The organism is Ruegeria sp. YTSC325 (genome assembly GCF_059609525.1).
Map to the genome: position 1 here is coordinate 57,508 of NZ_JBXWLY010000008.1, position 24,979 is coordinate 82,486.

A 24,979-nucleotide genomic window follows, 5' to 3' on the forward strand; every position below is an offset into this window, starting at 1 on the left:
TGTCGATGACGCCGCTCATCGACGTGATCTTTCTGCTGCTGCTGTTCTTCATGCTCACGTCAACTTTTTCGAAATACGCCGAAATCGAGCTGAGTAACGCGACCGGCGGCGGCACTCCCTCTGATACCCCGACCGAACGGTTTTTTGTTCAACTCGGGCCCGAGACGCTGACTTTGAACGGTGCTGACATTACGTTCGATGATCTGACGGCGCAGGTCGAAACCGGCCAGATTCTGATCAGTTTGGGCGAGGCGACCACCTCGCAGCGGTTGGTGGACCTTTTGGTCCGGCTCAGGGGGCGCGAAGGTCTCAGCGTTTTGGTGCTGGAATGATCCGCTCAATCCGTCCCCGCCGTAAACGCGACTCCACGATCGCTCTGATCAATGTCATCTTTCTGATGTTGATCTTCTTTCTGATCGCCGGAACGGTTGCGGTGCCGCTGGATCCGGATCTTCAGCTTGTGGATACGTCCGAATTGGATGGGCGCGAACCTCCCGATGCTTTGGTAATGCACAGTGACGGCAGCCTGAGTTTTCGCGGAACAGAGATTGAGCCCGAAGCCTATATGCAAGGTCGAGAGCCCGGCCCGGTGCGGATCGTCCCCGATCGCGAGGCGCTGGGCGCGCGTCTGGTCGAAGTTACGGGGACATTGCGTCGTCTTGGGGCAACATCTGTATTCGTGGTGACCCAAAAGGCGTTGGAATGATCCGGGGGTCCATTTTCATCGCGGTTGTCGCCGTGCTGGTGTCATTGCTTCTGCATTTCATGGGGCTTGCTTTTACGACGCCAAATCTGGTTCAGGATGCTGGCACTTCGGACGCGCAAGATACGGTTGAACTGGGCAACAGTTTCGAAGACCTTGCCGAACCCGCATCAGCACCGGAAGAGCCGGAGCCTGTCCCCGAGCCCGAGCCGCCAGCCGAAGAAGAAGTTGTCGAAGAACTGCCAGAGGAACCTGAAGTGCCGGTCAGCGAGGCGCTAGTCGCCTCGGAAAACCCTCAGCAGACCTTCTCACCGGATGTTGGTGAGGCCGAAGTTGTGCAGCCCGTAGAAACCGAGCCAGTCGAACCGGATGTGGCTGAGACCGAAGATACATCTGAAGGCGAAGAAGCCGCGAGCGATGAAATTGAAGAAACTCCGTCCGTGGAAACAGCAGAGGTGGTCGAGATACCCGAAGGCGATCCGGACGTTTTGCCCGAGGAACTTGAGGCCCCCACCGAAACGCCGCCCGTGACACCGGAGGTCGAAGAACTGGCAGCGCTTCCTGAACCCGACGCTGAACCTGTGCCCGAAATTTCTGTCGTGCCGGTTGTGCCGCTTGAAGATGAAGCGGTCGATCCCGTTCTGCCCGAAGCAACCGCCGAGCCGGAAGAGACCGAGGCGGATTCGGAACTGGCTGTTCGGTCCTCGATCCGGCCACAACGGCCCGAACGCAAGCCGACACCCCGACGGCAGGGCGCAAGTAATGGCGCGCGGGATTTCAGTGATCTGAGATTCCCTTCGCAAGAGATCGAGTCGCCCTTATCCACCTATCGGCGCAGCGGGGTCGATAACTTCACCCGAGGCAACAGTGGCACTCGGTCTGGTGGGCGGGGGCCCGGGAATTCGGACACCACCAACTATGCGGGCGAGGTTCTGGTCCATCTGAACCGCGCCCCGGTCGTCTTTGTCTCGGCGCGCGGCTTTGCGCAGGTTTTCTTCCGGATCAACCCTGACGGATCACTGGCCTTTGTCGATGTGGTGGACAGTTCCGGCTCGCCCGAAGTCGACCGCGCTGCCCGCGCGCAAGTTCGCGCCGCCGAGCCGTTCCCTCTGCCACCCGGAGGAACCAGCCGCAGTTTGTCGTTCTTTTACACCAGCAATTGACCACCATCGGACATGCAGATCGTTTTATCTGCACTCAAAAATTTGGGTTTTGAATTTACCTTTATTTTCAATGCGACAGTCCGGCGCTTGGCCGTTTCAAGGCCCACCGCCACTTTTGTTGATCACACCTTTGTAATGTTTCTGGTGAATCCCCGAATGGTTCTTAAATAAACGCTAACCGCATGCGGCGGGATCAACGATCAGTGCAAAGATGCAACAGACTCCATTGCGCTGACAAAAAAACGCAAGATACATATTGCGTAATTTCTGTAAATCTAAGAATGGAAGCTCAAGTCGCAATTGCGCGGCTGTCCTCCTCTCGAAATTTATGGAATCACACCATGAAAAAACTCCTCATCGCATCGACCGCGCTGATCGCAACCGCAAGCGTTGCTGCCGCGGAAGTTAAATTCAGCGGCTACGGTCGTTTTGGTATTGGCTACGAAGAAGATCGTTCTGCACAAACCACAACCACGACCGCCGGCGGCGCCGTCAACGTGAACAATCCTTCGACCGACAATACCATTCTGGTGTCGCGTTTCCGCCTGAACATCGACGCCAATGTCGAAACCGACAGCGGTGTCGAATTCCAGGGCCGCGTTCGTTTGCAGGCCGACGACGACTCGTCCACCGGTGAACAGAACGAAGCTGGTCTGAACGGCGCCCGTTTCTCGGTCATCTACGGCGGCTTGCGTGTTGACGCGGGCAACGTCTCGGGTTCGTTCGACAACCTGGATGACTATTTCGGCAACGAACCCGGCCTGGAAGAATTCCTTGGCCAGTACGTTGGCGTTAACTACTCGTTCCTCGAGTACAGCTCGACCGGTTCCGGTGCAAACGCGGTATTCTTCCGTTACACCGTCGGCGATTTCGCGTTCTCGGCCTCGTATGATCAGGACACTCAATTCTTGGGCGCGGGTCAGACTGACGATCGCGATCGCTGGGACGTAAGCGGTTCGTACACATTCAACAACATCACCGCGTCGCTGGCCTATGGTGAGACCGACGAAGGCGCTGGCGTTGAAAAAGAAAGCCTGGCCGTTCTGACCATCGGCGCAGAACTGGGCGATTTCTACGGCACCCTGTTCCTGGCAGACGACGACGTTGCTGACGATGCCGAAAACGGCACTGCCTATGGTCTGTCGGCATCTTACAACGTTGGCGCAGCAACCACCCTGCAGTTCGTTTACGGTGACGGCAATGCGGATGACGATACGCGCAACATCGGTGTTGGTGCCATCTACGACCTGGGCAACGGTGCGACCCTGCGTGGCGCTGTTGGCGAGATCAAAGACGGTGACGAAGACGGCCGCATCCGCGCTGACTTTGGTGCTCAGTTCAACTTCTAAGTTGATCTGAACCATACAGACTATTGGGCGGGTCCTTAGATCCGCCCTTTTTCATTTCTTTTCAAAGAACAGAATGACTTCGCCCAACCGCACGCCGTAACGCGAAACATAAGCGCGGTTCAGCAAACGGTCATCCGACAACAGCCACATCCAATCGTCGAAGTTCACGCGCATTGTGCCTTCTTTGATGGGCAGGTCGATTTTGTATTTCCAGTTGAACGTATCCCCACGCTCGACACCCGAGGCGGTGCCAAGCACACCCGGAGCGGTTCCTGTCCACGTATCTTCACCTGTTTTGGTCAGAGTCCAGATCCGCTGTTCCGTGGCACCATCGTCATAAACAAAATCTTCGACAAGCGTCAGCGTTTTGCCGTCCCATGTGCCGTCTATATCCACAGTAAACCGTCGCGGGACATTGCCCAGAACGTCTTGGAACTGCCCATAGGCTACGGTTTCGCCCTCAAAGAACTCTTCCAGATTCAATTGCCGGTCTGACAGGAACGTCTTTGGAACGCGCGGCTTGGCCGAACAAGATGCTAAAGCCACAATCCCCACGATCGCCAGAGCTGAGACAGTAAGCCTCCGGATCATCATTGCAGCGGCCTCACGTCGCTGTCTGCATCATATCCGTTTGCCCCGTTCAGATACGCGGTCTTGACCTCGGGCGCAGGGCGCATCGTGGCAACCAGTTCGGCAACCTTTATTCCGAACTTGCGCATCTCGGATCGGTTCATGATCACACCGTTTTCGGTCAGATACATCCAATCGGTCACGTCCAGAGTATGCCCGCCTGAATCTTGCGGCAAAATGATCCGGTACTTCAACTTGACTGTAGACCCCGAGATCGTGCCTTGACCCTCGCCCACGATGTCATCTGCAGTGGCGGTAAATGTGTTGCCAGTGCCCAGTGTCAGATACCATTTGCGGGTCATCTGCTGGCCGTTGGAATAGGTGAAATACTCGGCCAGTGTACCGGTGTTTCCGTCCCATTCGCCAACCATACGGGCAACAAAGCTGTTGGTCATCTTGCCGTTGGGTCCATAGATCAACCCCTCGGACAGGATTTCCCCGTTCAGGTTCTGTTTCATGTTAAAGGCAGGGCCTGTGCTTGCGTAGTCCGCAGGCACCTGTGAGCGAAAGCTCAGGAACCTCCGCTTTGCAATGATCACCAAAAGGATGGCGGCAAGAAGGATGGCAACAAGTGTCATTTGGAAGTGACCTCCGTTGGCAACGTCAGAACCAGTCCGAACGCGCCGAGTTTCAGGATGCAGGGCAGCACTGCGTAAGCGAGGTTGAGCGTATTCAGAGCCTCGGCCGAGTTTGCTTGTCCCGGAGCGAATCCGCTGCGTTCGAGCAGCGGCAAAGTGAAGAAGGCGGCCAATGCAAGGCCCAGTTTGCCCGCAAATGACCAGATGCCAAACGCCGCGGATGCGTTCAGGCCAGCGCGCGTCAGTACGACCGAGAACATCGCTGGCAACACGACCATATCCGCGCCCAATGCGGCACCAGATGCAATACAGATCACTGCGAACCCAGTCAGGTTCCCCGCCGACAGAGTGGCGGCACCGATGAAGCCTGCGATCGAAAGGGGCATGGCGATTATCAGAGTCTGTTTCGGGCCAACTCGGTTGCTTAGGCGCGCCCAAAGCGGAACGCTTGCCCCGGCGCTGAGGAAAAACAGGATCAATAGCGGCCCGGCTTTTCCAGGCAATTGCAGGCGATCTTCAACGAAGAACAAAAACAAGGTTGATGTGATGGCCACAGGCAAACTGTTCACCAGCGCCAAAGCCAACAGACGCAGCGCACCTGCCTGACCCAGCCCTGCAAAAGATAACCCATCGCCGGTAATCGGCGTACGCAGCCAAATGGGGTACGTCACCGCGCATGTCAGCACCGCTAACAGGCCCAAGAATATGCCGAAAGCTGGATATCCCTGAGCGGCCGCTCCGAACGCCAGAAACAGAGCAGGGGCACTGGCTGCGACGACCACTCCCAACAATTGGCCGCCTTCGCGCCATGCGGCCAATGTCATCAGTTCTTTCGGATCTGTCTGTTTTGCAAGGGTGGCGCTGCGGCCATACAAAAGGATCGTGCCGAGGCTGTAGGCCGAAAACAGTAACACCAGAACAGAGACTAATGCTGCGATGCTTGCGCCTTCGGGCAAGTTAAAGAGGACCGGAAAGCCAATGGCCAATCCCAGCGCAGCCATTGCTGCGAATACAAGTTGGGCCTTGGGCCAACGGTCGATGGCCCAGCCGATCAAAGGATCCTGCACCAAATCGACCAACCGGATCACCAGCAGGACAGTACCGATTACACCCAGTCCGATACCAAGATTGACGGCGGCGAAACGCGGCAGATGAATATAAAGCGGGATACCCGCTGCCGCGAGCATCAGCGCATAGAGGCTGACCCGCGGATACAGCATTATTTTCCCCGCAACTTCTGCGAGAAGGAGGCCGAGCGCGTGTTTTCACCCAAGAAAACAGACATGAAACTGCGCTTGATGCCCGGATAGGACATCGTGCAGGTCTTGGCGCCATTCAGCCAGAAAGACACGCGATCTGGTCCATCTGATACGGCCAGATATCGGTCGCCTTTTTTCACGGCCTTGAAGCAGGTTTCAAGCTGATCGCGCACTGGGGCCGGGCTGCCGATGCGCTCCATCTCATCCAGTGTCGAATTGATCAGCGCCTTTTTCGTCACGTTGCGGCGGTATTGAAGTTCAAGAGCAAAGTCCTGCCCCCAATCAAACGACGCACCGCGCTGTGTGAACAGCTGTGCATTATACAGAGGCAATCCCAAGTACCGGTAGGTTGCCGTGCCATGCAGTTGAGGGTTGTCCAGCGTGTTCAGGCCCGGTGAGGCTGCAAGCCCGCCAGAGGCCAGCAGCAACACCGAAATCAACGCCGCGCGGAAGCCACCCTTAGGCAGGGATGGCCGGGCCTTTTGCAAGAGTGTCATTTTCAGCTCCGAGGGTTTGCGGGGTGCCGTTCAGCTGCGCAACAACATGCATCGCGCTGGCAATCCCGTCTTCGTGAAAGCCGTGCCTGTTATAGGCGCCGGCAAACCAGGTTCGGTTCTGTCCCTGCATCTCGCGGATTTGCCCTTGTGCTTTCAGGGCTGCTTTGTCGAATACCGGGTGGGCAAATTCGACTTGATCATAGATTTTATCCGCAGGAATTTCTGATGAAGCATTCAGCGACACGAAAAGGGGGTCACTGTCCGGAATATTCTGAAGCCGGTTCATCCAGTAGGTTACGCCAACATTTCCAGCCTGCGACCGATAGGTCCAACTGGACCAGCAGGCGCGTCGCCGTGGCATCTGGCGTTCGTCGCAATGCAGAATCGCTGTATTGGGCTGATACCGGATTGCGCCAAGTGCCGCGCGCTCGGCTTCGGTCGCGGCATCGCCCAGAATGGCCAGCGATTGATCGGAATGCGTGGCTAGGATAATCTCGTCAAACTGATCCGCGTGACCTTGGCTGTGGACCGTAACACCCACATCGTCGCGTTTCACGTGATCAACCGGTGCAGCCAATCGGATATCGCATCCGCGCGCGCGCAGGGCGGCATCGATGCGACGCACATATTCGATGCTACCGCCTTTGACGGTATACCATTGATGCTGCTTCGCGCGTCCACTGGCCAGCAGAGCGTGGTTTCGGAAGAATTGCACTAGCGAGCGGGCCGGGAACTGATCCACGAACTCAACTGGGGTCGACCAGATCGCGCCACACATGGGCATCAGATAGTTGTGGCGGAACCAATGGCCCAGGCGTAGCTGATCCACCAACTCTCCGATTGTGGTGTCATCGTCTTGGGCGGCCTCTGGGGCCTCTTTTCCGAACCGCAGGATGTCGGCGATCATTTTGTAATAGGCGGGACGGGCCAAGTTGCGTTTCTGCGCCGTCAGGGTGCGCAGGTTGTTCAGCCCGTATTCGATGCGGCCATTGTCAATGGTGGCGCCAAAGCTCATTTCCGACTTGATGACCGGGACGTTCAACTCGTCAAATAGCGCGGTCAGGTAGGGATAAGTCACATAGTTGAAGACGATGAACCCGGTATCCACCGGTTGATCGCCGTTCTTTCCGGCCATAACCGTGCGCGCGTGGCCGCCCAGTCGGGGTTCGGCCTCAAAGACGGTTACGTCGTTGTTTTCTGACAGGTAGTAAGCTGCGGAGAGACCCGAGATGCCTGCGCCAATGACTGCGATTTTTTTCCGGCCGCCCCGGGATTCGTCGAACATTCAAGCCTCGTTATGTAACGTATTACAATAAGATACGCAGAATGGGCCTGGGTGGATCAATCGGATTAGGTGTTTTTCTTGAATGCACTATTTTGTGACCTCGGGTTACAGAAGACTTGGCGGATCTGCTTTTGATCCAGCGCCCCGTCGCGGTCGTAAAAGAAACACAACATATGAAACGGTCGCGGAATGAGCAGCTTTGACGGAAAAACTTATTGGATCATTGGTGCCAGCGAAGGTCTGGGGCGGGCTTTAGCCCAAGCTCTCAGCCGTCAGGGCGCGCATCTGATCTTATCCGCGCGCAATGCCGACCGTCTGGCCGAGATGTGTGAAACTTTGCCCAACGCTCGCGCAATCCCTATGGATGTGACTGATCTGGATTCGGTTCGCGCCGCAGTGGCCGGGGCGGGCGCGGTGGATGGTCTGGTTTATAACGCCGGGGCCTATGATCCCATGCGCAGTGGCGATTGGGACACGGAAACCGCGCTGAGGATGGTCGATGTGAATTATCTCGGGGCCATGCGCGTGTTGGGAGAAACCGTGCCCGGTTTCGTCAAGGCCGGGCAGGGTGAGATCACGCTTATCGGGTCTCTGGCCGGATACCATGGGTTGCCTGCTGCAATTGGCTATGGGGCCAGCAAAGCGGCGCTGGTGTCTCTGGCGGAGACGATGCGGCATGATTTGGCTGGAACTGGTGTGACTGTGCGGATCGTCAATCCGGGCTTCATCAAGACCCGCCTGACCGAGAAGAACAGCTTCAAGATGCCCATGCTGATGACGCCCGAGGATGCAGCAAATCGCGTGGCCAAAGCGATGGGGCGTCGCCGGTTCCGCACCGATTTTCCCGCGCCGTTTTCCTGGGTGATCCGACTGATCGATTACCTGCCGGATTGGCTGGTATATCGCGGAAAATAGACCCTAATTAGGTATTTATCCAAACTGACCGTGGCAAAACCAGCCCGCCGACATGGTGCCTCCGTGGCCATAAAACAGCCACAGCCGTTCGCCCTGTTCGGTCACAACCACCCAGTAATCGCGCACACCACTGCGCCAGTTGGGGTCATCCAGCCACCATTCGGGTGCGATCCGTTCCGGCCCCGTCGCCTGCGCCAACTGCCAGTCTCGCCCGCGCCAGCGGAAGGTGCTGGGCACGTCTGGGGTATCTGGGGCCGTTACCGGCTCGGGCTGCCACATCTGCAAGGGGCGCGGGCGCGGCGGCGCGGGCCAGTCGGACGCGGGCTCCGACCACGCAGCGGCCAGCACCTGTGCGGTTTTCTCGGGGATATGCGAGGCCGCCGGGTGCCGCCTTGTGATCGCCTCCAACCCGACCCGCGCCCCCAGCTTGGCCGTAAGGTCTTCGACGGCGGTGTTGCCGTCCAACCGGTTGCGGGCGACGCGGCGCGCCTCGGCATGGCCGGCCATGGTACGGGCGTGTAGGGGTTCCGTCTGCACCGCCTCAAGCCGCAGCATGTCGATGCCATAGCCCGCGTCGATCTGGTCAATTTTCATCTCTAACAAAGGTCGAATACGGTGTTTGTCATGGGTTGGGCGGGCCAGTCCGACCTCGATAACCTCGGCGGCCTGATCGGCGCGATGAGCTTCCAGCCGTAGGGTGCGTACCCCGCGCGCTTTCTCCTCTAGCTTGGTGCAGAGCGTTGGCAGAACGCGGTCGATGGCGGCCATCACATCCTCGGTCAGGCCGATCGGGTTGGGTAGGGTCATCCGCACCGCAAAGTGATGCGGCGGGCGGGCGGGGGAGACCGGCTCGGGCGCGCTGCCCATCGCCTGATCTAGCCGTAGCACCAGCCCCCGCCCAAATCGCCGCGCCAGCGAGGCACGCGGCTGCCCCAACAGATCGCCGATCCGGCGCAGACCCAGACGGTTCAGCTGTGCGACCACCTGATCCTCAAGCCGCAGCGCCGCGATGGGCAGGGGGCTGAGCGCGCCATAGGATTGCCCCGGCGCTGCGATCCGCGCGCCGCCGCCCAAGGCGACCACCTGCGGCGCGGCCCCGCCCTTGGTCCAGTGCCGCCGTTTGACGGCACGGGCGCGGGTGGCGCGGGCCTCTTGGCTGATGGCGTCGCCATTGCGGTCGGAGGTGGCCTCTTGCCCCGCATAACGCGCCAGCGCCCAGGCCGCGCCCAACGTGTCGGCGATGCCCATCTGCACGCTGAGCCCCATATCTGCGCAGTCGGTTTCGATCACGTTCAATAACGCTTCTTCCCCGCCGAAGAGATGCGCGCAGCCTGACAGATCCACGATCAGGCCGTCGGGGGCTTCTTCGGCAACCCATGGGCTGAACTTGCCTACCCACCGACGCAGGGCGGTCAGAAACGCAGCCTCGGCCGGGGCGTTGCGGGGGCGTGTCACCAGATTGGCGCACATGGCATGGGCATCGCGCACTGGTTGGCCCACGCGCAACCCGACGGTCTGCGCCGTGGCGTTCAGCGATGTGATCACCTGCATGTTCGACTGCTCGGTCACCACAGCCAAAGGCCCATCCTGCAGCCCCCGCGCAGCGCGGATCAGCCGTTCAGCCCCCAGACGAGGAAACCAGAGCGAGAGTATTCGGCGTTTTGGCATCGGCAGACATCAAAATGTTCCCATTTTGTTCTTATCGTAGAATCGTCTGCCGAGTCCACGCCTAGCCGCAGGTCAGGCGCTGAATGATCCCGGTCTCATCTACAAACACATTCAGCCGGTCGATCCGGTAATCTTGCGTAGCAATGCCGTCGGGCCCCAGAACGCGGGACCGTTCAGGCAATTGGGCCTGAATGGTCGAGACAGGTTGACCAATGGAATTGGCAAAGGGCTCACCCAGACAAAACGCCAGATCAACCGGCGCAGGTTCGGGCGACAGGGGCGCGTCCTCGGGCGCGGGTGTCTGGGTGCAGGCGACCAGCAAGGCCAGCGTGGGGATAAAACGGTACATTGGCGTTCCTTTTTCCGGCAATGTCGTTTCTGCAATATCAGATGTTTAACAAACCTGTCACCAAAGCGCAGTTGAAAACCTCCTGCGATTGCCGCAGGGTCGGGGCAAAGAAGACAGGGAGACAACGATATGCGTACCCGTGCCGCCGTCGCCGTTCAGGCGGGCAAACCTTTGGAAGTGATGGATGTGAACCTTGAAGGCCCCAAAGCGGGTGAGGTTCTGGTGGAAATCAAGGCCACCGGCATCTGCCACACCGATGAATTCACCCTGTCGGGTGCCGACCCTGAGGGGCTGTTCCCCGCGATTCTGGGCCATGAAGGCGCAGGCGTCGTGGTTGAGGTCGGCCCAGGCGTCACCAGCCTGAAGCCGGGCGACCACGTGATCCCGCTTTACACGCCGGAATGCCGTGAGTGTGAATACTGTCTGCATCCCAAGACCAACCTGTGTCAGGCGATCCGTGAAACGCAGGGACAGGGCCTGATGCCTGATGGCACCTCGCGCTTTTCGACCCTGGATGGTGATCCGATCCTGCACTATATGGGCTGCTCGACCTTCGCCAACCACACGGTTCTGCCCGAGATCGCGCTGGCCAAGGTGCGTGAGGACGCGCCCTTCGACAAGATCTGCTATATCGGCTGCGGTGTGACCACCGGTATCGGCGCTGTCATAAACACTGCCAAGGTGGAAATCGGTAGCCGTGCCATCGTATTCGGTCTGGGCGGCATTGGTCTGAACGTGATTCAGGGCCTGCGTCTGGCTGGGGCCGATCAGATTGTTGGCGTTGACCTGAACCCGGCCAAGGTCGAGATGGCGACCAACTTCGGTATGACCGATTTTGTGAATCCGGCCGAGGTTGAAGGCGATCTGGTTCCTTATCTGGTCAACCTGACCAAAGGCGGCGGCGACTACACCTTTGACGCCACCGGCAATGTGGGCGTAATGCGCGCTGCGCTGGAATCGGCGCATAAGGGCTGGGGTGAGTCGATCATCATCGGCGTGGCACCTGCGGGGGCCGAGATCTCGACCCGTCCGTTCCAGCTGGTCACGGGCCGCTCGTGGCGAGGGACGGCCTTTGGTGGCGCGCGGGGCCGGACCGATGTGCCGAAAATTGTCGACTGGTACATGGAAGGCAAGATCGAGATCGACCCGATGATCACCCACACCATGGGTCTAGACGACATCAACCACGGTTTCGACCTGATGCACAAGGGCGAAAGCATCCGCTCGGTTGTGGTCTACTAAGGCCCTGAACCTGCGATTTTGAGGACGGCGCGCTGTGAATGGCGCGCCGTTTTTATTTGCCGGGACGGCTTGCGCCTGTGTCGGACCGGGGCGAGCGGACCCTCAGAACCGGGGTATTGACCGACGAGGTGTTCGCCCGGCTTTCGCGCCAGACCACATAGACGCCTGAGGCGATGATGATGCTGGCCCCAACAGCGACCCAGCCATCCGGCCGCTCGTTGAAAAAGACCATGCCGAACAATGTGGCCCAGATGATCTGACTGTATTGGCTGGGGGCGACCACGCCTGCAGGCGCGGCGCGATAGGCAAGGATGATCAGGTGTTGGGCGATGACCGAAAACACGCCCACCAGCGCCATCATCGCCAGATGCAGCAGCGAGGGTGGTTGGTAAACAGCGGGCTGCATCAAGCTCATGACCACAATGGCCAGCAGCATCGGATAAAGGATCAGTACGGCCGAGCGTTCCTCATTCCCGATCTTGCGTACCAAAACAGACCCTAACGCGCTGGAAAACGCCGCAGTCAGGGCCGCGAGATGCCCCAGAGTGATATCCGTGGCACCTGGGCGCAGGACGATCAGAACTCCGATCAGGCCACAGCCGACGGCGGCCCAACGCTGTGCGCGCACGACTTCCCCCAGGATCGGGATCGACAGGACGGTGACGAACAGAGGGAAGGCGAATAACAGCGAGTAGACCTCGGCCAGCGGCAGCGCCGAGAAAGCGTAGAAGGCGCAGACCATGGATGTCACCATCAGGGCCGAGCGCAGCAGGACCAGCCACGGATGATGTGGTCGGAAATTGCCCGTTGTCCGGTCGGTCAGGATCGTCACCGCCATTGGCACAAAGGAAAACAGCGTTGCGAAAAAAATGATCTGCATCACCGAATAGGTGCTACCCAGCACTTTGATCAGCACATCGTGGCTCGCAAAAACGGCAAAGCCCGCAAACGCATAGCCAAGCCCCCGAAGGGTGGTGTTCTGAGTGCTCATGAGGCGGCCTCGGGTGATGTGTCGGTGTAGGGGCGCAGCGCATTGGGGCTGTCGTACCCCTGAGTAAACCCATTTGGCCGACCCGCATAGCCCCTATTTTACCGCTAACATGGCAAAACCGCCATGTCCTGGGATCAACGCAGGATGGGAGGGGCGTCTTTGGGTTGGCGTGCAGATTGCACACCGGCCTTCATCCCCACACCGATCCGCCGGGCCAGAGCAACCCAAGGAGTCGCGGTTTCAGACGGCAAGGTCTGGATTGCGACCTCTTCGAACAGGTCCAGCCAATACGCGAACATGTCGGGCTGCACGTCGGGCCGTTCAATATGGACCCGCTGCGGATTGCCGTCATAGCTGCGCTCATACAGGATGGCGTTGCGCCAGAAGGCGGCGATCTTTTCCTCATGCGTGGACCAGTCTTGGACATGTGTGTTGAAGACCGGTCCTAGCACCGCGTCCTCGCGCACGCGGGCGTAAAAGGCGGCGACCTGAGCATTGATCTGATCTGGGGTCGCGGGAAAGCGCGGCGGCAGCGTGGGGCGGGTCATGTTTGGTCCGTTTTCGACTCTGTTCTGGGCGATACCCGGTTTGGGCGTCACGCAACAGGTGTGGTTTTGTCGCGCGGCTCGGGCGTCAGCAGATGCCGGATCAGGGCCACTGGATGCGCCTTGAGGCTGAGGCGGGTGGCCACGTAATCTTCGACTACCTGCTCGCCTAGCGTCATCTGTGGCAGATAGGCTGCGGGCTCGTCCATCGCCTCGCCCTCCAGATCCTGCGAGAACAGCGGCAAGGGCTTCGCGGTGGCAATCGCTTTGGCCTGCCACAACGCCTCGCGCCTTGTCAGATCGCAGGCGGAGAAGGCATCGGCCTCAGCCAACCGTTCGATTACCGAGGGGCCAAGTCCGGCACGACGCCACACATCATCCACCTGATGGTAGCCATTACCGCGCGCGGCGGTCAGCCAGCTGGCATCTTCCTCGCTCAGGCCCTTGATCTGGCGGAACCCCAGCCGCAGAGCCAACCCGCCGTGACCGTCGGGTTCCATCACATTGTCCCAGAAACTGGCATTGATACAGACGGGGCGCACCTGAACCCCATGTTCACGCGCATCGCGCACGATCTGCGCTGGGGCATAGAACCCCATGGGCTGTGAATTCAGCAGCGCGCAGGCGAAAATCCCCGGATGGTGGCATTTGATCCAGGCCGAGGCATAGACTAGCAGCGCAAAGCTGGCCGCGTGACTTTCGGGGAAACCGTAAGAGCCGAAGCCTTCGATCTGCGAAAAACAGCGTTCGGCGAAATCCTGTTCATAGCCGTTCCGCTCCATCCCGCGCAGGAACAAGGACCGGAATTCGCTGACATTACCATGTTTCTTGAACGTCGCCAGCGACCGCCGCAGCCGGTCCGCCTGTTCGGGGGTGAAGCCCGCGCCAACGATGGCGATCTGCATTGCCTGTTCCTGAAACAGCGGCACGCCCAGCGTTTTGCCCAGCACCTCACCCAGCGCGTCCGAGGGGAAGCTGACCTCCTCTTCGCCATTCCGGCGGCGGATGTACGGGTGGACCATGTCGCCCTGAATGGGGCCGGGGCGGATGATGGCGACCTCGATCACCAGATCATAGAAATTGCGCGGACGCATTCGTGGCAGAAAGTTCATCTGCGCGCGCGATTCCACCTGAAACACCCCGACCGAGTCCGCCTTGCACAGCATGTCATACACCGCCGGGTCCTCGGGCGGCAGGGTGGCGAGGGTATAGCCCGTCTGATGGTGCTGGGTGATCAAATCGAACGCCTTGCGGATACAAGTCAGCATCCCAAGGCTGAGGACATCGACCTTCAGAATACCAAGACTGTCGATATCGTCCTTGTCCCAGCAGATGACTGTGCGGTCCTCCATCGTGGCGTTTTCGATGGGGACGAGTTCGTCCAACCGCCCCTCGGTGATGATGAACCCGCCGACGTGTTGCGAGAGGTGACGGGGGAAGCCGTCGATCTCATAAACCAATGTTAGAGTCTGTTTTAAGCGGCGATCTTCGGGATCAAGGCCGATTTCGCGCATCCGTTCCGCCTCGAGCCCCTTGGCCGAGAAGAACCCCCATAGCTGTGAGGACAGAGCCGAGATCGTGTCTTCGGTCAGGCCCATCGCCCGGCCCACTTCGCGGATGGCGCGCTTGCCGCGATAGTGGATCACAGTTGCGCAGAGGCCCGCGCGGTGGCGGCCATAGCGGTCATAGATGTGCTGAATCACCTCTTCGCGGCGTTCATGTTCGAAATCGACGTCTATGTCGGGGGGTTCGTCCCGCGCCTCGGAGACGAAGCGTTCGAACACCATCGTGCCCAGCTCGGGGCTGACCTCGGTGATGCCGAGGCAGTAGCAGACGACGGAGTTGGCTGCTGAGCCGCGTCCCTGACACAGGATATCGCGGGATCGGGCGAAGGTGACGATGTCACGGACGGTCAGGAAATAGGGTTCATATTTCAGCTTGCCGATCAGGGTCAGTTCATGCGCCAGCATCTTTTTGGCTTTTTCCGAGGCTCCTGCCGGATACCGCCATTTCAGCCCCTCATGCGCCAAACGGTGCAGGCGTTGGGTCGGGGTTTCCTGGTCACTGCCCTCGCTGGGGTATTCGTAACGCAGCTCATCCAGCGAGAATTGCAACTGTTCGCTGAGCATATGGGCGCGGGTGACAGCGCCTTCATGGCCTTTGAAAATGCGCAGCATCTCGGATTCCGAACGCAGGCGCTGCTCTCCATTGGCTAGCGCGTCGCGGCCCAGATCGTCGACCTTGCGGCGCAGTCGGATGGCGGTCAGCACATCGGCCAGTTTGCGACGGGTACCATGGTGCATCATCGGCGCAGCGCTGGCGAGGGTGGGAAGGTTGAGTTGCTTTGATTCAGTCTCTAATAAAATGAAATATTCACTGTCTGCGCCATCATACCGAGGATGCATCAACAGATGCATCCGCCCGGCAAAGCGGCGCGTCAGCTGTTGCGCCTGTGTCCGCCAAGCACTCGCGCCGCCCTGCGACCGGGTCGCTTGTGGCCAGAGCAGCAGGTGCAGACCGTCAGAGAATTCCAACAGGTCGGACAGGTGCAGGATGCAGTCGCCTTTTTCCGCACGCAGGCGGCCTTTCGACAGGATACGGCACAGGTTGCCCCAACCCTGCCGGTTCAGGGGCAGGGCGGTGACGGTGGGCGCGTCGGTGAAGATCAGCCGGGCTGCCGGGATCAGGCGCGGCACGGCGTGGATCGGGTAGGAGGGCGGTTTGGGGATATGATCGGGGCAGGGCGGGCCGATGGGCGTGTTCTGCCCTTCCCATTCGATACGTTCGCGCACCTTTCGGGTGATCTCGCGCGCCTGGGTATGGGCACGCACGATCCCGGCGACCGAGTTGTCATCGGCAATCGCGATGGCGGGCAGACCAAGTGTGACGGCACGCTGCATATACTCCTCGGGGTGCGAGGCCCCGGTGAGAAAGGTGAAATTCGACGTGATCGACAATTCGGCATACATGGCGATTCCACATTATATTCACCTTTTGTTCTTTTTCGAGTCCTTTGCGCAGGAAACGGGTCGCTTGCAGTGTCCCCTCTGGGCAGGGTGGCAGAAAAAGGAGACCCGAGATGTTCAAGATCACAGCATTGCCCACCCGCCAAGTCCGCGCGCTTCAGGCCGGAGGGCCGGACGCATATGGCGCCTCGCCCGAGCGCGCCGTTTCCGAAGGTGCGGGCAATCCATGCCGCCATTGCCTGCAGAACATTCCGGAAGGAAAAGAGATGCTGATATTGGCGCATCGCCCTTTTTCTGAGACACAACCCTACGCGGAAACGGGTCCGATCTTTCTGTGTGCCGCCCCGTGTGAACAGTATGAAGGGGATGAGATGCCCGAGATTCTGACCACCTCTCCCGACTATCTGATCAAAGGGTACGGGTTGGATGATCGGATCGTCTATGGCACCGGAGAGATTACGCCCACAGATCGGATCGGCGCAAAGATCAGTGATATCTTTGCTCGTCCCGATGTGGCCTATATCCACATCCGGTCCGCGCGGAACAACTGTTATCAGGCGCGGATAGATCGAGTCTAACGGTCAAATTCTTATCCGCGTGCGGATGTCAGGGCGAGGAACACATCCTCGAGGTCTGCCTCTTCGGTGCGGACGTCGCGAATACGGATGCCTGCGGTGCGGACCGATTCCAGAACTTGTTCGGCGCTGGTCGCAGCGCTGCGATATTGCAGCACCAGGCTGCCATCGTCACGCAGAGTGGCCTCGACCCCTTGCGCTGTTGGCAGTTCGGTCACCGGGCTGTCCGGAGCAATGACCATTGTCCGGCTGTCCATGCGACTCAGCAGGTTGGCGGTGCTGTCCTGCGCGATCTTTTCGCCGTGGTTGATGATCGCGATCTCGTCACACATTTCTTGCGCTTCTTCCAGGTAATGCGTGGTCAGGATGATCGTCATGCCCTGTTCGTTCAGTTTGCGCACATTGGTCCAGAGCATCTGGCGCAGTTCGATGTCCACGCCCGCCGTGGGTTCATCCAGGACCAGAATGCGGGGATGGTGCACAAGAGCCTTCGCCAACAGCAGCCGCCTACGCATACCCCCAGACAGAGTGCGCGCATAGGCTTCGGCCTTGTCGCCAAGGCCGACCAGTTCCAGAATCTCGTCGCTGCGGCGCTGGGCCTTGGGGACGCCATAAAGACCGGCCTGAACCTCTAAGGCGCCACGCGGGGTGAAGAACGGATCGAGGTTCAGCTCTTGCGGCATTACGCCAATTGCTGCGCGGGACTGGCGCGGATTTTTATCCTGATCAAACCCGCCGATAGAGACCGTTCCGGCCGATTTAACCACTAGCCCGGCAAGAATGTTGATCAATGTCGATTTCCCGGCCCCGTTTGGCCCCAGCAATCCAAAGACCGACCCGCGCGGGACCGTCAGGTCAACGCCTTTTAGCGCGTGTTTCTCGGGCTGTGCCTTGCTGCCGCGATAGGTCTTGTGCAGACCTTCGATCCTGATTGCCGCATCGCTCATGTGGCTCTTGCCCCCGGTTTGCTCATCGCTCATAAACGCACCTAATACATGCCCGCGAGGCCGACAACCGAAGAAGGATCGCCAACCGTGACCATCGAAGCGCCGGAAACCAAGATCGTGGAAACCACCCGTGTCGCCTGTGACGGTGGCGAAGGGGCACTGGGCCATCCACGTGTCTGGCTGCAAATCCCTGAAGACACTGGTTGGGTCGAATGCCCCTATTGCGATTGCAAATACATTCTCAAAGGGTCCGCGGCCGAAGAGGCGCAATCAATCTGACATAAAACTGTTACAAGGGCTGACGCCGGGCAGGATATGCTGTAGCGTGCTGCGTCAGAATTCTTGTGTCATTTCCACGCGGATCCGGAATGATCTTTCCAGTGCAACTGGTTCACCTGTCCGACAAAGATCTTGTTGCCACAGGTGGCCACAGAAACGTCTACGCCTACCCTGACCAATCCGATCTTCTGATCAAGGTGACGCGCTCGCGCACGCGGCCCAACCGATCTTTTGCCAAGCGCTTTGTGCGGTATTTGCTGCCGGACTCGGTCTATCGCAATGCATTGCAAGAGCTGGAGTGCGAGATGAAGGCGGCGTTGAAAAGCGGCCCGGATATCGCGAAAATGCCATTGGCCCGGTCTTTTGGCGTTGTGCAAACGGATGCCGGGCCGGGCATTGTGGTCGAGCGTATGGAATCTGAGGACGGCTCGCTGGCGCAGGATCTGATGTCGTTGTGCCAGCAGCGCCGGCTGCCCCCCGAGGTTCTGAACAAGCTGAATGATTTTGTTCACAAGCTGTTCGACTTTCAGATCGTGGGTCGCGATATTCATGCGCAAAATATCGTTTACGGCACGCGCGACTCAGTGTCGATGTTCGTGCTGATCGACGGGTACGGGGAACGCAATCTGGTCCCATTGCGCAGCCTGAGCCGTCGACTGAATGACAGGTCGTTGAACAAGCAGATGCACGGAATCGCTGAAAAAACCGGATTGCGATGGGATGCGGCGACCAGAGCGTTCAGCGCCCCATAGCTTTGGTTTGCTGCTTGCCTGACGGCGGATCGCTGAATCGAAGAGATATGGTCATACAGGCACAGTTGCGGTGCGTTTTCCGCAAGCAATAATGTTCTCCCAAATGCTACCGTGGTTTTATGCTATGGCCGATTTGCAGATATTGGGATGAGTTCGATGACGGATGTTGCATCTACTGACACTGCTAGTCCGGTTTTCGGCTGGATCGGGTTTGGTATTGGTGCCCTTGCGCTGTTTGCCGCGTTGTTCGTGTTTTGGGCAGGGCAGTTTGCGCCGCAGCAATCGACGGGCGTTTCACTGGGCGAATTGGCCGCCGAGATCGGCAAGTCCACCCTGCGCTCGGCCGCGGGGCTGGAACAGCCCGAGCCCGTCGCGCGCAGCCGTGATCTGGATGACTTTCTACAGATCGGCGTGGCCATGCTTGGGGCCTTGGCAATCGTTGTATCTGTGATTGGGCTGCTGCGTCACGAAAGACGGCGCCCTGCAATTGCCGGTACCGTGATTGGCGTAGGTGCGATTCTGTTTCAGTTTTTTGCCATGGCCTTCTTCGCCTTTTTGGGCGTGCTGGTTATCATGGCGCTGCTCAACAGTTTTTCTGACGTGTTCAGCGGCTTGTTCGGTGGCTGACGCGCGTTCTTGACTGGCCACCTGAGCGGCCCTGTGGCACAACGTCCCCTGACCGACAGGGAGAGCGCGCATGAGCAACTTCGGAAAAGGATGTCACCTGCATCTGATCGACGGATCGGCCTTTATTTTCAGGGCCTATCACGCGCTGCCTCCGCTGACACGTAAGTCGGATGGTTTGCCAATTGGCGCGGTGTCAGGTTTCTGCAACATGCTGCAGAAATATGTCGAAGGGAACGCGGGGCCGGATGCGCCGACCCATGTGGCGGTGATCTTCGACAAGGGGTCACACACGTTCCGCAACGATCTCTATGACCTATACAAGGCCAACCGCGAGGCCATGCCCGAAGATCTACGCCCGCAGATGCCCCTGACCCGCGAGGCGACCCGCGCCTTCAACATCGCCTGCAAAGAGTTGGAAGGCTATGAGGCCGATGACATCATCGCCACGCTGGCCGTGCAGGCGCGCGAGGCTGGGGGGCGGGTGACTATTGTCAGCTCGGACAAAGACCTGATGCAGCTTGTGGGCGGCGGCGTTGAGATGCTGGACGCGATGAAGAACAAACGTATCGACAAGGATGGCGTGTTCGAGAAGTTCGGTGTGGGTCCCGAACGCGTGGTTGATGTGCAGGCGCTGGCAGGCGACAGCGTAGATAACGTGCCCGGCGCGCCGGGGATCGGGGTCAAGACCGCCGCCTTGCTGATCAATGAATATGGCGATCTGGAGACCCTGCTGGATCGCGCTGAAGAGATCAAGCAGCCCAAACGCCGCCAGACCCTGATCGAAAAGCGCGACCAGATCGAGCTGTCGAAGAAACTGGTGCAGTTGGACGAAAACACGCCGCTGGATTTCACGCTGGACGATTTGGAGGTGCAGGACCCCGACCCCGAAACCCTGCTGGGGTTCCTGGCGGATATGGAGTTCCGCACCCTCACCAAACGCATTGCCGACAAGCTGGGGGCCGAGGCTCCGGTGATCGCTGATGCGCCTGCGCCCGAAGTGGTGACCGAGGCTGAGGATATCCCCTTTGACGCCTCGAAATACGAATGTGTGCGCGATGCGGCGGCGCTGCAGGCGTGGATCGACCGGGCCTATGAAACCGGCTGGGTGGCTGTCGATACTGAGACCACCGGATTGAACGAAATGATCGCCGATCTGGTGGGCATTTCTCTGTGTGTCACGGCGGGCGAGGCCTGCTACATCCCGCTGACCCACCGCGATGGGGCCGCTGATGATCTTTTCGGGTCGGATGCACTGGCCGAGGGGCAGATGCCGTTGGATGAGGCTCTAACTTTGCTCAAACCGATGCTTCAGGACGCCTCGATCCTGAAGATCGGGCAGAACATGAAATACGACGCCAAGATTTTCGCGCGTTATGGCGTAGAAGTGGCGCCGATCGACGACACGATGCTGATGTCTTATGCGATGCATGGCGGTGAGCACGGGCATGGGATGGATACGCTGTCCGAGCGTTACCTGAATCACACGCCGATTCCGATCAAACCGCTGCTGGGGTCCGGCAAATCGGCCATCACTTTCGACAAGGTGCCGATTGACGAGGCGACGGCTTACGCCGCCGAGGATGCGGATATCACCCTGCGCCTGTGGAAGCTGTTCAAACCGCAACTGCATCAGGTGCAGGTGACGACGGTTTATGAGACGCTCGAACGCCCGCTGGTGCCGGTTCTCAAAGAGATGGAGATGCATGGCATCAAGGTGGACCGCGATGTGCTGTCCCGCATGTCTAACGCTTTTGCGCAGAAAATGGCCGGGTTAGAGGCTGAAATCCACGAATTGGCGGGAGAGAACTTCAATGTCGGTTCGCCCGCGCAACTGGGTGAGATCCTGTTCGACAAGATGGGGCTTGAGGGCGGTAAGAAAGGCAAGACCGGGAAGTATTCGACCGGGGCGGACATTCTGGAAGACCTCGCCACCGAACACGAGTTGCCCCGTCGCGTGCTGGATTGGCGGCAGCTTTCAAAGTTGAAATCGACCTACACGGATGCGCTGCAAACCCATATCAACCCGGATACAGGCCGGGTGCACACGTCGTATTCGATCACGGGGGCCAACACGGGACGTCTGGCCTCGACCGATCCGAACCTGCAGAACATTCCGGTGCGCACCGAAGAAGGTCGCCGCATCCGCGAGGCCTTTATCGCCGAGCCGGGTAATGTGATGGTCAGCCTCGACTACAGCCAGATCGAGCTGCGCATTCTGGCTCATATCGCTGAGATACCGGCGTTGAAACAGGCCTTTGCCGATGGTCTGGACATTCACGCCATGACCGCGTCCGAGATGTTCGACGTGCCGCTGGATGAGATGACGCCTGATATCCGCCGCCAGGCTAAGGCGATCAACTTTGGCGTGATTTACGGCATCTCGGGTTTTGGTTTGGCGCGCAACTTGCGCATTCCACGCGCCGAGGCGCAGGGTTTCATCGATCGGTATTTTGAGCGGTTCCCGGGTATCAGAGCCTATATGGACGACACCGTCGCGTTCGCCAAAGAGCATGGCTATGTGCAGACGTTGTTTGGCCGTAAAATCCACACGCCCGAGATCAATGCCAAGGGGCCGCATGCCGGGTTCTCGCGTCGAGCGGCGATCAACGCACCGATTCAGGGGACAGCAGCAGATGTGATCCGGCGGGCGATGGTGCGGATGCCGGACGCCATCAATGGGCTGCCTGCCAAGATGCTGCTACAGGTGCATGACGAATTGCTGTTCGAAGTGGCCGAGGATGCGGTGGATCAGGTGATCGGTGTGGCGCGCGACGTGATGGAGGGAGCATCGGATCCCGCCGTTAAACTGGATGTCAAGTTGAGTGTCGATGCCGGGCAGGGCGCCAACTGGGCCGAAGCGCATTAAGTGCGCGCTGCTCATCGGGCCCGGCGGGCCCTCTTTGCAGCGGGTCAATCCTGCGTCTTGACCCAACCTTCGACCATACGTTTGACGAAAGGTCCAAGGCTTAGAATAACAAGAAATGCGATGGGCCAACAAAAGGCCCAGGACCCGAACCAGTCACCCAGGGTGGTGGGACCAAAACCAACTGCCTTGACGGTTGCGATACCTGTAACGATACAGGACATCAGTCCTGACATGATCAGACCGAAAAGGGCGTGGGCGAAACGGGCTGGTATCATTGAAGGCGCTTTCGAAGTCGAGACGTTCTTCATTTGCTGGATTTTTTGTCAAGAATCCAGAGTTACGGAGTCATCCAACCAAGACTGTCTGCGGAATTTTGCGTGGACGGGGTGTATTCGGCACTGACCCAACCTGTGTACCCATGGTGGTCCATTGCCGCGAACAGGGCCACGAAGTCCGTTGGGCCTTTGCCCGGTTCAGCCCGGTTCGGCGCGGCACCGATCTGAGCATGAACAACATGTGGGCGATAGCGGTTCCAGATTTCCAGCGCGTCGCCATGGATCATATGCGCGTGAAAGCTGTCATATTGCAGGCCTATATTCGGGCGATCCACCTGGGTCAGAACCTCGGCGGCAAGCGCGTAGTCGTTCAGGAAGTAATCCGGTTGCGAGACAGGGTTCAGCGGCTCGATCGTGAACTGCTGCTGTGGCGCGGCATCGGCGGCCCATTGCAGGTTACGCACAAACGTTTCAAGCGCAAAAGGGCCCGAAGAATAGCCCGACATGATGTGGATCAGCCCCGGTTTCAGCACTTCCGCATAGCGTATCACCCGGCGGATATCGGACTGAAATCGCCCTTCGCCGCCTGGTACGGCCGCATAGCCCGGCTGCCCGCCGGTATAGTTGGGAGGTGGTGCGTTGATCAGCACAAGTTCAAGCCCATTGGCCAGTAGGGCGCGGCGGGTTTCCTTGGCGGCCAAATCATAGGGAAACAGGATTTCGACGGCTTTGAACCCGGCCTCAGCCGCTGCTTGGAACCGGTCGAGATAGGGCAGTTCGGCGAACAGCAATGAGATATTGGCGGCAAATTTCGGCATGATCAGACCCGGTTTGATGGTGGCTGGACCTTAGCGGGCCGGGTTTGGCGGTGAAAGGGCTTGAAAACGACAGATTGTCGAAAATCGGCCAGAACGCCCGGCGCGGATCAGAGACATTCGGGACAATGCGGCGAATCATTTCCGGTCGCCGATCCAACAGAAGGTCTGACACCATGGCGATGAGCCCTGACCCCGTGCGCGGGAACGCCCTCTCTGTGTCTGCCGGGCGCAGTTCTGCCTTATCGGGCAATGGCTTGGCGGTCGCCAGTATGTTGACGTGGGCGGCTGGGTTTCCGGCGGCTGAGGTGCTGCTGCAAAGCTGGCCTCCGGTCGCGTTGCTGGTGGCGCGGCTGGCGTTGGCGGTGCTGGTTATGGTGCCGATCTGGGTGCTGTTTGACGGCCCGACCCGTGTGCTGCGAGCACGTTGGGGTCATGCGATGCGGGTCGGCGGCACGCTGGGCGTGGCAATGTTCCTGATCATCCTCGCGCAGAAGCTGACCGATCCCGTGACCGTGGCGATCATTGCATCCTGCGCGCCCTTGTTCGCAACGGTATTAGAAGTGGCGACGGGCGCACGGCGGCTGCGGTGGAATTTTGCGTTGGGCGTGATCGTGTCGATTGTCGGTGGTTTAATTGCCACCAGCGCGGTGGCCCCGGCGCAGCTGGGCTTGGGTGCGGTTTGCGCCATTGCGTCCACGGGCCTGTTCTGCTGGGCCAGCATGGCGATTGCGCGGGATTTCCCCGATCTCAGCCAGACAGGGCGCAGCACCATCACCTTTGTCGGGGGGCTGGGAACCGCTGCCGTGTTGTTCGCCGGTGCCGCGCAGATGGGGATGGAGGTGATGCCTACCACCGCACTCGACATGCAGCAGGCGGGGATGCTGGTGATTTATGCGCTGATCTCCATGGGGTTGAGTCAGGTGTTTTTCATCGCGTCCGTGGGCAAGATCGGCGTGGCGCTGGCCTCATTCCACATCAACATCGCGCCATTTTACGTGATGCTGATCATGCTGGTGCTGGGCGAGGAGTGGAACTGGACCCGCGCGCTGGGCGCGGGGATCGTGGCAGTGGCCGTGATCCTGGCACAAGAGCGTCAGGCGCAGGCGGCCTAATCCGGTAGATCATCCGAGCGGATCAGAGGAAAAAACTGCCCGCCGGACCAGACGCCGAACCACTCACCACTATGCTCGGCGATGTCGACCAGCCGGTAAAAGCTTTTGCGGTCGATCCGCGCCTCTAGGTTTGCGCGTACCAATATATAGGGGGCAGGCTCCTCTGTTTCGGTATCAATGACAATCCGGAGCGGATGGTCGGCACCTGCGACTGCCGTGTCGCCCACATGTGTGGTGAATGTCAGCTTTTGCGTCTGGCCGCTGCCCTCGACCTCGAAATCGACGGCTACGAAAGGCACGTCCTCGACAGTGATTCCCACCTTCTCGACCGGGGTGACGAGGTAATATTTCCCGTCTTCTTTCTTAAGAATTGACGAAAACAGCTTCACAAGCTCGAACCTGTTGATCGGCGACCCTAGATAAGACCAAGAGCCATCTTTGGCGACATGAATGTCCAGATCGCCACAAAACGGAGGATTCCAAAGGTGAACCGGCGGCAAACCCCGCGTTTTGGCAGCTTTGACTGATGCTTCAATGCCATCTGGTGACGGGGTCACAGGTTTTTGTCCGCTCATTGCTTTTGCCATT

Annotated in this window: 26 protein-coding genes; 12 read left to right on the forward strand and 14 right to left on the reverse strand. The window is 59.2% G+C overall.

Annotated features, from left to right (window positions below; translation table 11 throughout):
• The first annotated feature begins 5 nt into the window (after window positions 1-5).
• The 4 genes from AC2FF7_RS12875 (at window position 6) to AC2FF7_RS12890 (ending at window position 3,215) form a co-directional block, all read left to right on the forward strand.
• On the forward strand, window positions 6-332 hold the full coding sequence (locus AC2FF7_RS12875; protein ID WP_170356050.1) for a biopolymer transporter ExbD: 327 nt from the start codon (window positions 6-8) through the stop codon (window positions 330-332).
• A complete protein-coding gene (locus AC2FF7_RS12880; protein WP_170755151.1) occupies window positions 329-706 on the forward strand; it encodes an ExbD/TolR family protein in 378 nt (125 codons plus the stop codon). The genes AC2FF7_RS12875 and AC2FF7_RS12880 overlap by 4 nt, the downstream gene beginning before the upstream one ends.
• Window positions 703-1,866: a TonB family protein gene (locus AC2FF7_RS12885; protein WP_496905747.1), complete on the forward strand. Its 1,164-nt coding sequence runs from the start codon at window positions 703-705 to the stop codon at window positions 1,864-1,866. The genes AC2FF7_RS12880 and AC2FF7_RS12885 overlap by 4 nt, the downstream gene beginning before the upstream one ends.
• Before the next feature lie 341 nt (window positions 1,867-2,207).
• Window positions 2,208-3,215, forward strand: a complete 1,008-nt coding sequence (locus AC2FF7_RS12890; RefSeq protein WP_170355807.1) for a porin — start codon at window positions 2,208-2,210, stop codon at window positions 3,213-3,215.
• Window positions 3,216-3,266: 51 nt separating this feature from the next.
• Here AC2FF7_RS12890 and AC2FF7_RS12895 read toward each other — a convergent pair whose 3' ends face one another.
• Genes AC2FF7_RS12895 through AC2FF7_RS12915 form a run of 5 tightly spaced genes read right to left on the reverse strand, consistent with a single transcriptional unit; the run spans window position 3,267 to window position 7,464 of the window.
• On the reverse strand, window positions 3,267-3,809 hold the full coding sequence (locus AC2FF7_RS12895) for a DUF3833 domain-containing protein (RefSeq protein WP_170355810.1): 543 nt from the start codon (window positions 3,807-3,809) through the stop codon (window positions 3,267-3,269).
• Window positions 3,806-4,423, reverse strand: coding sequence for a DUF3833 domain-containing protein (locus AC2FF7_RS12900; protein WP_496905748.1), 618 nt, complete (start codon window positions 4,421-4,423; stop codon window positions 3,806-3,808). The genes AC2FF7_RS12895 and AC2FF7_RS12900 overlap by 4 nt, the downstream gene beginning before the upstream one ends.
• Complete coding sequence (locus AC2FF7_RS12905; protein WP_496905749.1) at window positions 4,420-5,643, reverse strand: MFS transporter; 1,224 nt, start codon at window positions 5,641-5,643, stop codon at window positions 4,420-4,422. The genes AC2FF7_RS12900 and AC2FF7_RS12905 overlap by 4 nt, the downstream gene beginning before the upstream one ends.
• Window positions 5,643-6,179, reverse strand: a complete 537-nt coding sequence (locus AC2FF7_RS12910; protein WP_496905750.1) for a chalcone isomerase family protein — start codon at window positions 6,177-6,179, stop codon at window positions 5,643-5,645. Before AC2FF7_RS12910 ends, AC2FF7_RS12905 begins: the two co-directional genes overlap by 1 nt.
• Window positions 6,142-7,464 (reverse strand): NAD(P)/FAD-dependent oxidoreductase, encoded by a 1,323-nt coding sequence (locus tag AC2FF7_RS12915; protein WP_170755156.1) that lies wholly within the window; start codon window positions 7,462-7,464, stop codon window positions 6,142-6,144. The genes AC2FF7_RS12910 and AC2FF7_RS12915 overlap by 38 nt, the downstream gene beginning before the upstream one ends.
• Window positions 7,465-7,653: 189 nt before the next feature.
• On the opposite strand from AC2FF7_RS12915, the gene AC2FF7_RS12920 reads away from it, so the two are divergent.
• Window positions 7,654-8,379 (forward strand): SDR family NAD(P)-dependent oxidoreductase, encoded by a 726-nt coding sequence (locus AC2FF7_RS12920; protein ID WP_170355818.1) that lies wholly within the window; start codon window positions 7,654-7,656, stop codon window positions 8,377-8,379.
• 15 nt (window positions 8,380-8,394) lie between these two features.
• Here the strand turns inward: AC2FF7_RS12920 and AC2FF7_RS12925 are convergent, their stop codons facing one another.
• Window positions 8,395-10,047, reverse strand: coding sequence for a Y-family DNA polymerase (locus AC2FF7_RS12925; RefSeq protein WP_170355820.1), 1,653 nt, complete (start codon window positions 10,045-10,047; stop codon window positions 8,395-8,397).
• A 61-nt stretch (window positions 10,048-10,108) separates the two neighbouring features.
• Window positions 10,109-10,396: an I78 family peptidase inhibitor gene (locus tag AC2FF7_RS12930; protein ID WP_170755159.1), complete on the reverse strand. Its 288-nt coding sequence runs from the start codon at window positions 10,394-10,396 to the stop codon at window positions 10,109-10,111.
• A gap of 129 nt (window positions 10,397-10,525) precedes the next feature.
• Here AC2FF7_RS12930 and AC2FF7_RS12935 point away from each other — a divergent pair, with 129 nt between their 5' ends.
• Window positions 10,526-11,638, forward strand: coding sequence for an S-(hydroxymethyl)glutathione dehydrogenase/class III alcohol dehydrogenase (locus AC2FF7_RS12935; protein WP_496905751.1), 1,113 nt, complete (start codon window positions 10,526-10,528; stop codon window positions 11,636-11,638).
• A 52-nt stretch (window positions 11,639-11,690) separates the two neighbouring features.
• Here the strand turns inward: AC2FF7_RS12935 and AC2FF7_RS12940 are convergent, their stop codons facing one another.
• The 3 genes from AC2FF7_RS12940 to AC2FF7_RS12950 form a co-directional block, all read right to left on the reverse strand.
• The gene (locus AC2FF7_RS12940; protein ID WP_170355825.1) at window positions 11,691-12,629 is read right to left on the reverse strand and encodes a DMT family transporter; all 939 of its coding nucleotides are present in this window, start codon (window positions 12,627-12,629) and stop codon (window positions 11,691-11,693) included.
• 134 nt (window positions 12,630-12,763) lie between these two features.
• On the reverse strand, window positions 12,764-13,177 hold the full coding sequence (locus tag AC2FF7_RS12945; protein WP_496905752.1) for a group III truncated hemoglobin: 414 nt from the start codon (window positions 13,175-13,177) through the stop codon (window positions 12,764-12,766).
• Between the two features lie 47 nt (window positions 13,178-13,224).
• On the reverse strand, window positions 13,225-16,143 hold the full coding sequence (locus AC2FF7_RS12950) for an error-prone DNA polymerase (RefSeq protein WP_496905753.1): 2,919 nt from the start codon (window positions 16,141-16,143) through the stop codon (window positions 13,225-13,227).
• Window positions 16,144-16,253: 110 nt separating this feature from the next.
• On the opposite strand from AC2FF7_RS12950, the gene AC2FF7_RS12955 reads away from it, so the two are divergent.
• A complete protein-coding gene (locus tag AC2FF7_RS12955) occupies window positions 16,254-16,718 on the forward strand; it encodes a DUF1203 domain-containing protein (RefSeq protein ID WP_170755163.1) in 465 nt (154 codons plus the stop codon).
• A gap of 11 nt (window positions 16,719-16,729) precedes the next feature.
• Here AC2FF7_RS12955 and AC2FF7_RS12960 read toward each other — a convergent pair whose 3' ends face one another.
• Window positions 16,730-17,662 (reverse strand): ABC transporter ATP-binding protein, encoded by a 933-nt coding sequence (locus tag AC2FF7_RS12960; RefSeq protein WP_480869212.1) that lies wholly within the window; start codon window positions 17,660-17,662, stop codon window positions 16,730-16,732.
• Between the two features lie 87 nt (window positions 17,663-17,749).
• Here AC2FF7_RS12960 and AC2FF7_RS12965 point away from each other — a divergent pair, with 87 nt between their 5' ends.
• The 4 genes from AC2FF7_RS12965 (at window position 17,750) to polA (ending at window position 22,186) form a co-directional block, all read left to right on the forward strand.
• Entirely contained in the window at window positions 17,750-17,941 is a 192-nt protein-coding gene (locus tag AC2FF7_RS12965) for a zinc-finger domain-containing protein (RefSeq protein WP_170355833.1), read from the forward strand.
• Between the two features lie 89 nt (window positions 17,942-18,030).
• Window positions 18,031-18,693 (forward strand): YrbL family protein, encoded by a 663-nt coding sequence (locus AC2FF7_RS12970; protein ID WP_480869071.1) that lies wholly within the window; start codon window positions 18,031-18,033, stop codon window positions 18,691-18,693.
• Window positions 18,694-18,849: 156 nt separating this feature from the next.
• Window positions 18,850-19,320 (forward strand): hypothetical protein, encoded by a 471-nt coding sequence (locus AC2FF7_RS12975; RefSeq protein ID WP_496905754.1) that lies wholly within the window; start codon window positions 18,850-18,852, stop codon window positions 19,318-19,320.
• A gap of 70 nt (window positions 19,321-19,390) precedes the next feature.
• Window positions 19,391-22,186, forward strand: a complete 2,796-nt coding sequence (gene polA / locus AC2FF7_RS12980; protein ID WP_170355839.1) for a DNA polymerase I — start codon at window positions 19,391-19,393, stop codon at window positions 22,184-22,186.
• Window positions 22,187-22,230: 44 nt separating this feature from the next.
• Here the strand turns inward: polA and AC2FF7_RS12985 are convergent, their stop codons facing one another.
• Together AC2FF7_RS12985 and AC2FF7_RS12990 are read right to left on the reverse strand one after the other, a co-directional pair.
• Window positions 22,231-22,461 (reverse strand): DUF2798 domain-containing protein, encoded by a 231-nt coding sequence (locus AC2FF7_RS12985; RefSeq protein ID WP_170356052.1) that lies wholly within the window; start codon window positions 22,459-22,461, stop codon window positions 22,231-22,233.
• 62 nt (window positions 22,462-22,523) lie between these two features.
• Window positions 22,524-23,279, reverse strand: coding sequence for a hydroxypyruvate isomerase family protein (locus AC2FF7_RS12990; RefSeq protein ID WP_496905755.1), 756 nt, complete (start codon window positions 23,277-23,279; stop codon window positions 22,524-22,526).
• 173 nt (window positions 23,280-23,452) lie between these two features.
• Between AC2FF7_RS12990 and AC2FF7_RS12995 the strand changes: the two genes are divergently transcribed.
• A complete protein-coding gene (locus AC2FF7_RS12995; protein WP_480869074.1) occupies window positions 23,453-24,391 on the forward strand; it encodes a DMT family transporter in 939 nt (312 codons plus the stop codon).
• Here AC2FF7_RS12995 and AC2FF7_RS13000 read toward each other — a convergent pair.
• Window positions 24,388-24,966: a DUF1285 domain-containing protein gene (locus AC2FF7_RS13000; RefSeq protein WP_496905756.1), complete on the reverse strand. Its 579-nt coding sequence runs from the start codon at window positions 24,964-24,966 to the stop codon at window positions 24,388-24,390. The two genes, AC2FF7_RS12995 and AC2FF7_RS13000, sit on opposite strands and share 4 nt — an antisense overlap.
• Window positions 24,967-24,979 lie beyond the last annotated feature (13 nt).

Excerpts from the sequence above, each read along its gene's own strand:
- AC2FF7_RS12920 (WP_170355818.1), top strand. The coding sequence starts at position 7,654 with ATGAGCAGCTTTGACGGAAAAACTTATTGGATCATTGGTGCCAGCGAA.
- AC2FF7_RS12925 (WP_170355820.1), bottom strand. The coding sequence starts at position 10,047 with ATGCCAAAACGCCGAATACTCTCGCTCTGGTTTCCTCGTCTGGGGGCT.
- AC2FF7_RS12880 (WP_170755151.1), top strand. The coding sequence starts at position 329 with ATGATCCGCTCAATCCGTCCCCGCCGTAAACGCGACTCCACGATCGCT.
- AC2FF7_RS12970 (WP_480869071.1), top strand. The coding sequence starts at position 18,031 with ATGATCTTTCCAGTGCAACTGGTTCACCTGTCCGACAAAGATCTTGTT.
- AC2FF7_RS12990 (WP_496905755.1), bottom strand. The coding sequence starts at position 23,279 with ATGCCGAAATTTGCCGCCAATATCTCATTGCTGTTCGCCGAACTGCCC.
- AC2FF7_RS12985 (WP_170356052.1), bottom strand. The coding sequence starts at position 22,461 with ATGATACCAGCCCGTTTCGCCCACGCCCTTTTCGGTCTGATCATGTCA.
- AC2FF7_RS12940 (WP_170355825.1), bottom strand. The coding sequence starts at position 12,629 with ATGAGCACTCAGAACACCACCCTTCGGGGGCTTGGCTATGCGTTTGCG.
- AC2FF7_RS12930 (WP_170755159.1), bottom strand. The coding sequence starts at position 10,396 with ATGTACCGTTTTATCCCCACGCTGGCCTTGCTGGTCGCCTGCACCCAG.
- AC2FF7_RS12935 (WP_496905751.1), top strand. The coding sequence starts at position 10,526 with ATGCGTACCCGTGCCGCCGTCGCCGTTCAGGCGGGCAAACCTTTGGAA.
- AC2FF7_RS12895 (WP_170355810.1), bottom strand. The coding sequence starts at position 3,809 with ATGATGATCCGGAGGCTTACTGTCTCAGCTCTGGCGATCGTGGGGATT.
- polA (WP_170355839.1), top strand. The coding sequence starts at position 19,391 with ATGAGCAACTTCGGAAAAGGATGTCACCTGCATCTGATCGACGGATCG.
- AC2FF7_RS12955 (WP_170755163.1), top strand. The coding sequence starts at position 16,254 with ATGTTCAAGATCACAGCATTGCCCACCCGCCAAGTCCGCGCGCTTCAG.
- AC2FF7_RS12890 (WP_170355807.1), top strand. The coding sequence starts at position 2,208 with ATGAAAAAACTCCTCATCGCATCGACCGCGCTGATCGCAACCGCAAGC.
- AC2FF7_RS12960 (WP_480869212.1), bottom strand. The coding sequence starts at position 17,662 with ATGAGCGATGCGGCAATCAGGATCGAAGGTCTGCACAAGACCTATCGC.
- AC2FF7_RS12885 (WP_496905747.1), top strand. The coding sequence starts at position 703 with ATGATCCGGGGGTCCATTTTCATCGCGGTTGTCGCCGTGCTGGTGTCA.
- AC2FF7_RS12995 (WP_480869074.1), top strand. The coding sequence starts at position 23,453 with ATGGCGATGAGCCCTGACCCCGTGCGCGGGAACGCCCTCTCTGTGTCT.
- AC2FF7_RS12950 (WP_496905753.1), bottom strand. The coding sequence starts at position 16,143 with ATGTATGCCGAATTGTCGATCACGTCGAATTTCACCTTTCTCACCGGG.
- AC2FF7_RS12915 (WP_170755156.1), bottom strand. The coding sequence starts at position 7,464 with ATGTTCGACGAATCCCGGGGCGGCCGGAAAAAAATCGCAGTCATTGGC.
- AC2FF7_RS12900 (WP_496905748.1), bottom strand. The coding sequence starts at position 4,423 with ATGACACTTGTTGCCATCCTTCTTGCCGCCATCCTTTTGGTGATCATT.
- AC2FF7_RS12910 (WP_496905750.1), bottom strand. The coding sequence starts at position 6,179 with ATGACACTCTTGCAAAAGGCCCGGCCATCCCTGCCTAAGGGTGGCTTC.
- AC2FF7_RS13000 (WP_496905756.1), bottom strand. The coding sequence starts at position 24,966 with ATGAGCGGACAAAAACCTGTGACCCCGTCACCAGATGGCATTGAAGCA.
- AC2FF7_RS12945 (WP_496905752.1), bottom strand. The coding sequence starts at position 13,177 with ATGACCCGCCCCACGCTGCCGCCGCGCTTTCCCGCGACCCCAGATCAG.
- AC2FF7_RS12875 (WP_170356050.1), top strand. The coding sequence starts at position 6 with ATGACGCCGCTCATCGACGTGATCTTTCTGCTGCTGCTGTTCTTCATG.
- AC2FF7_RS12905 (WP_496905749.1), bottom strand. The coding sequence starts at position 5,643 with ATGCTGTATCCGCGGGTCAGCCTCTATGCGCTGATGCTCGCGGCAGCG.
- AC2FF7_RS12975 (WP_496905754.1), top strand. The coding sequence starts at position 18,850 with ATGACGGATGTTGCATCTACTGACACTGCTAGTCCGGTTTTCGGCTGG.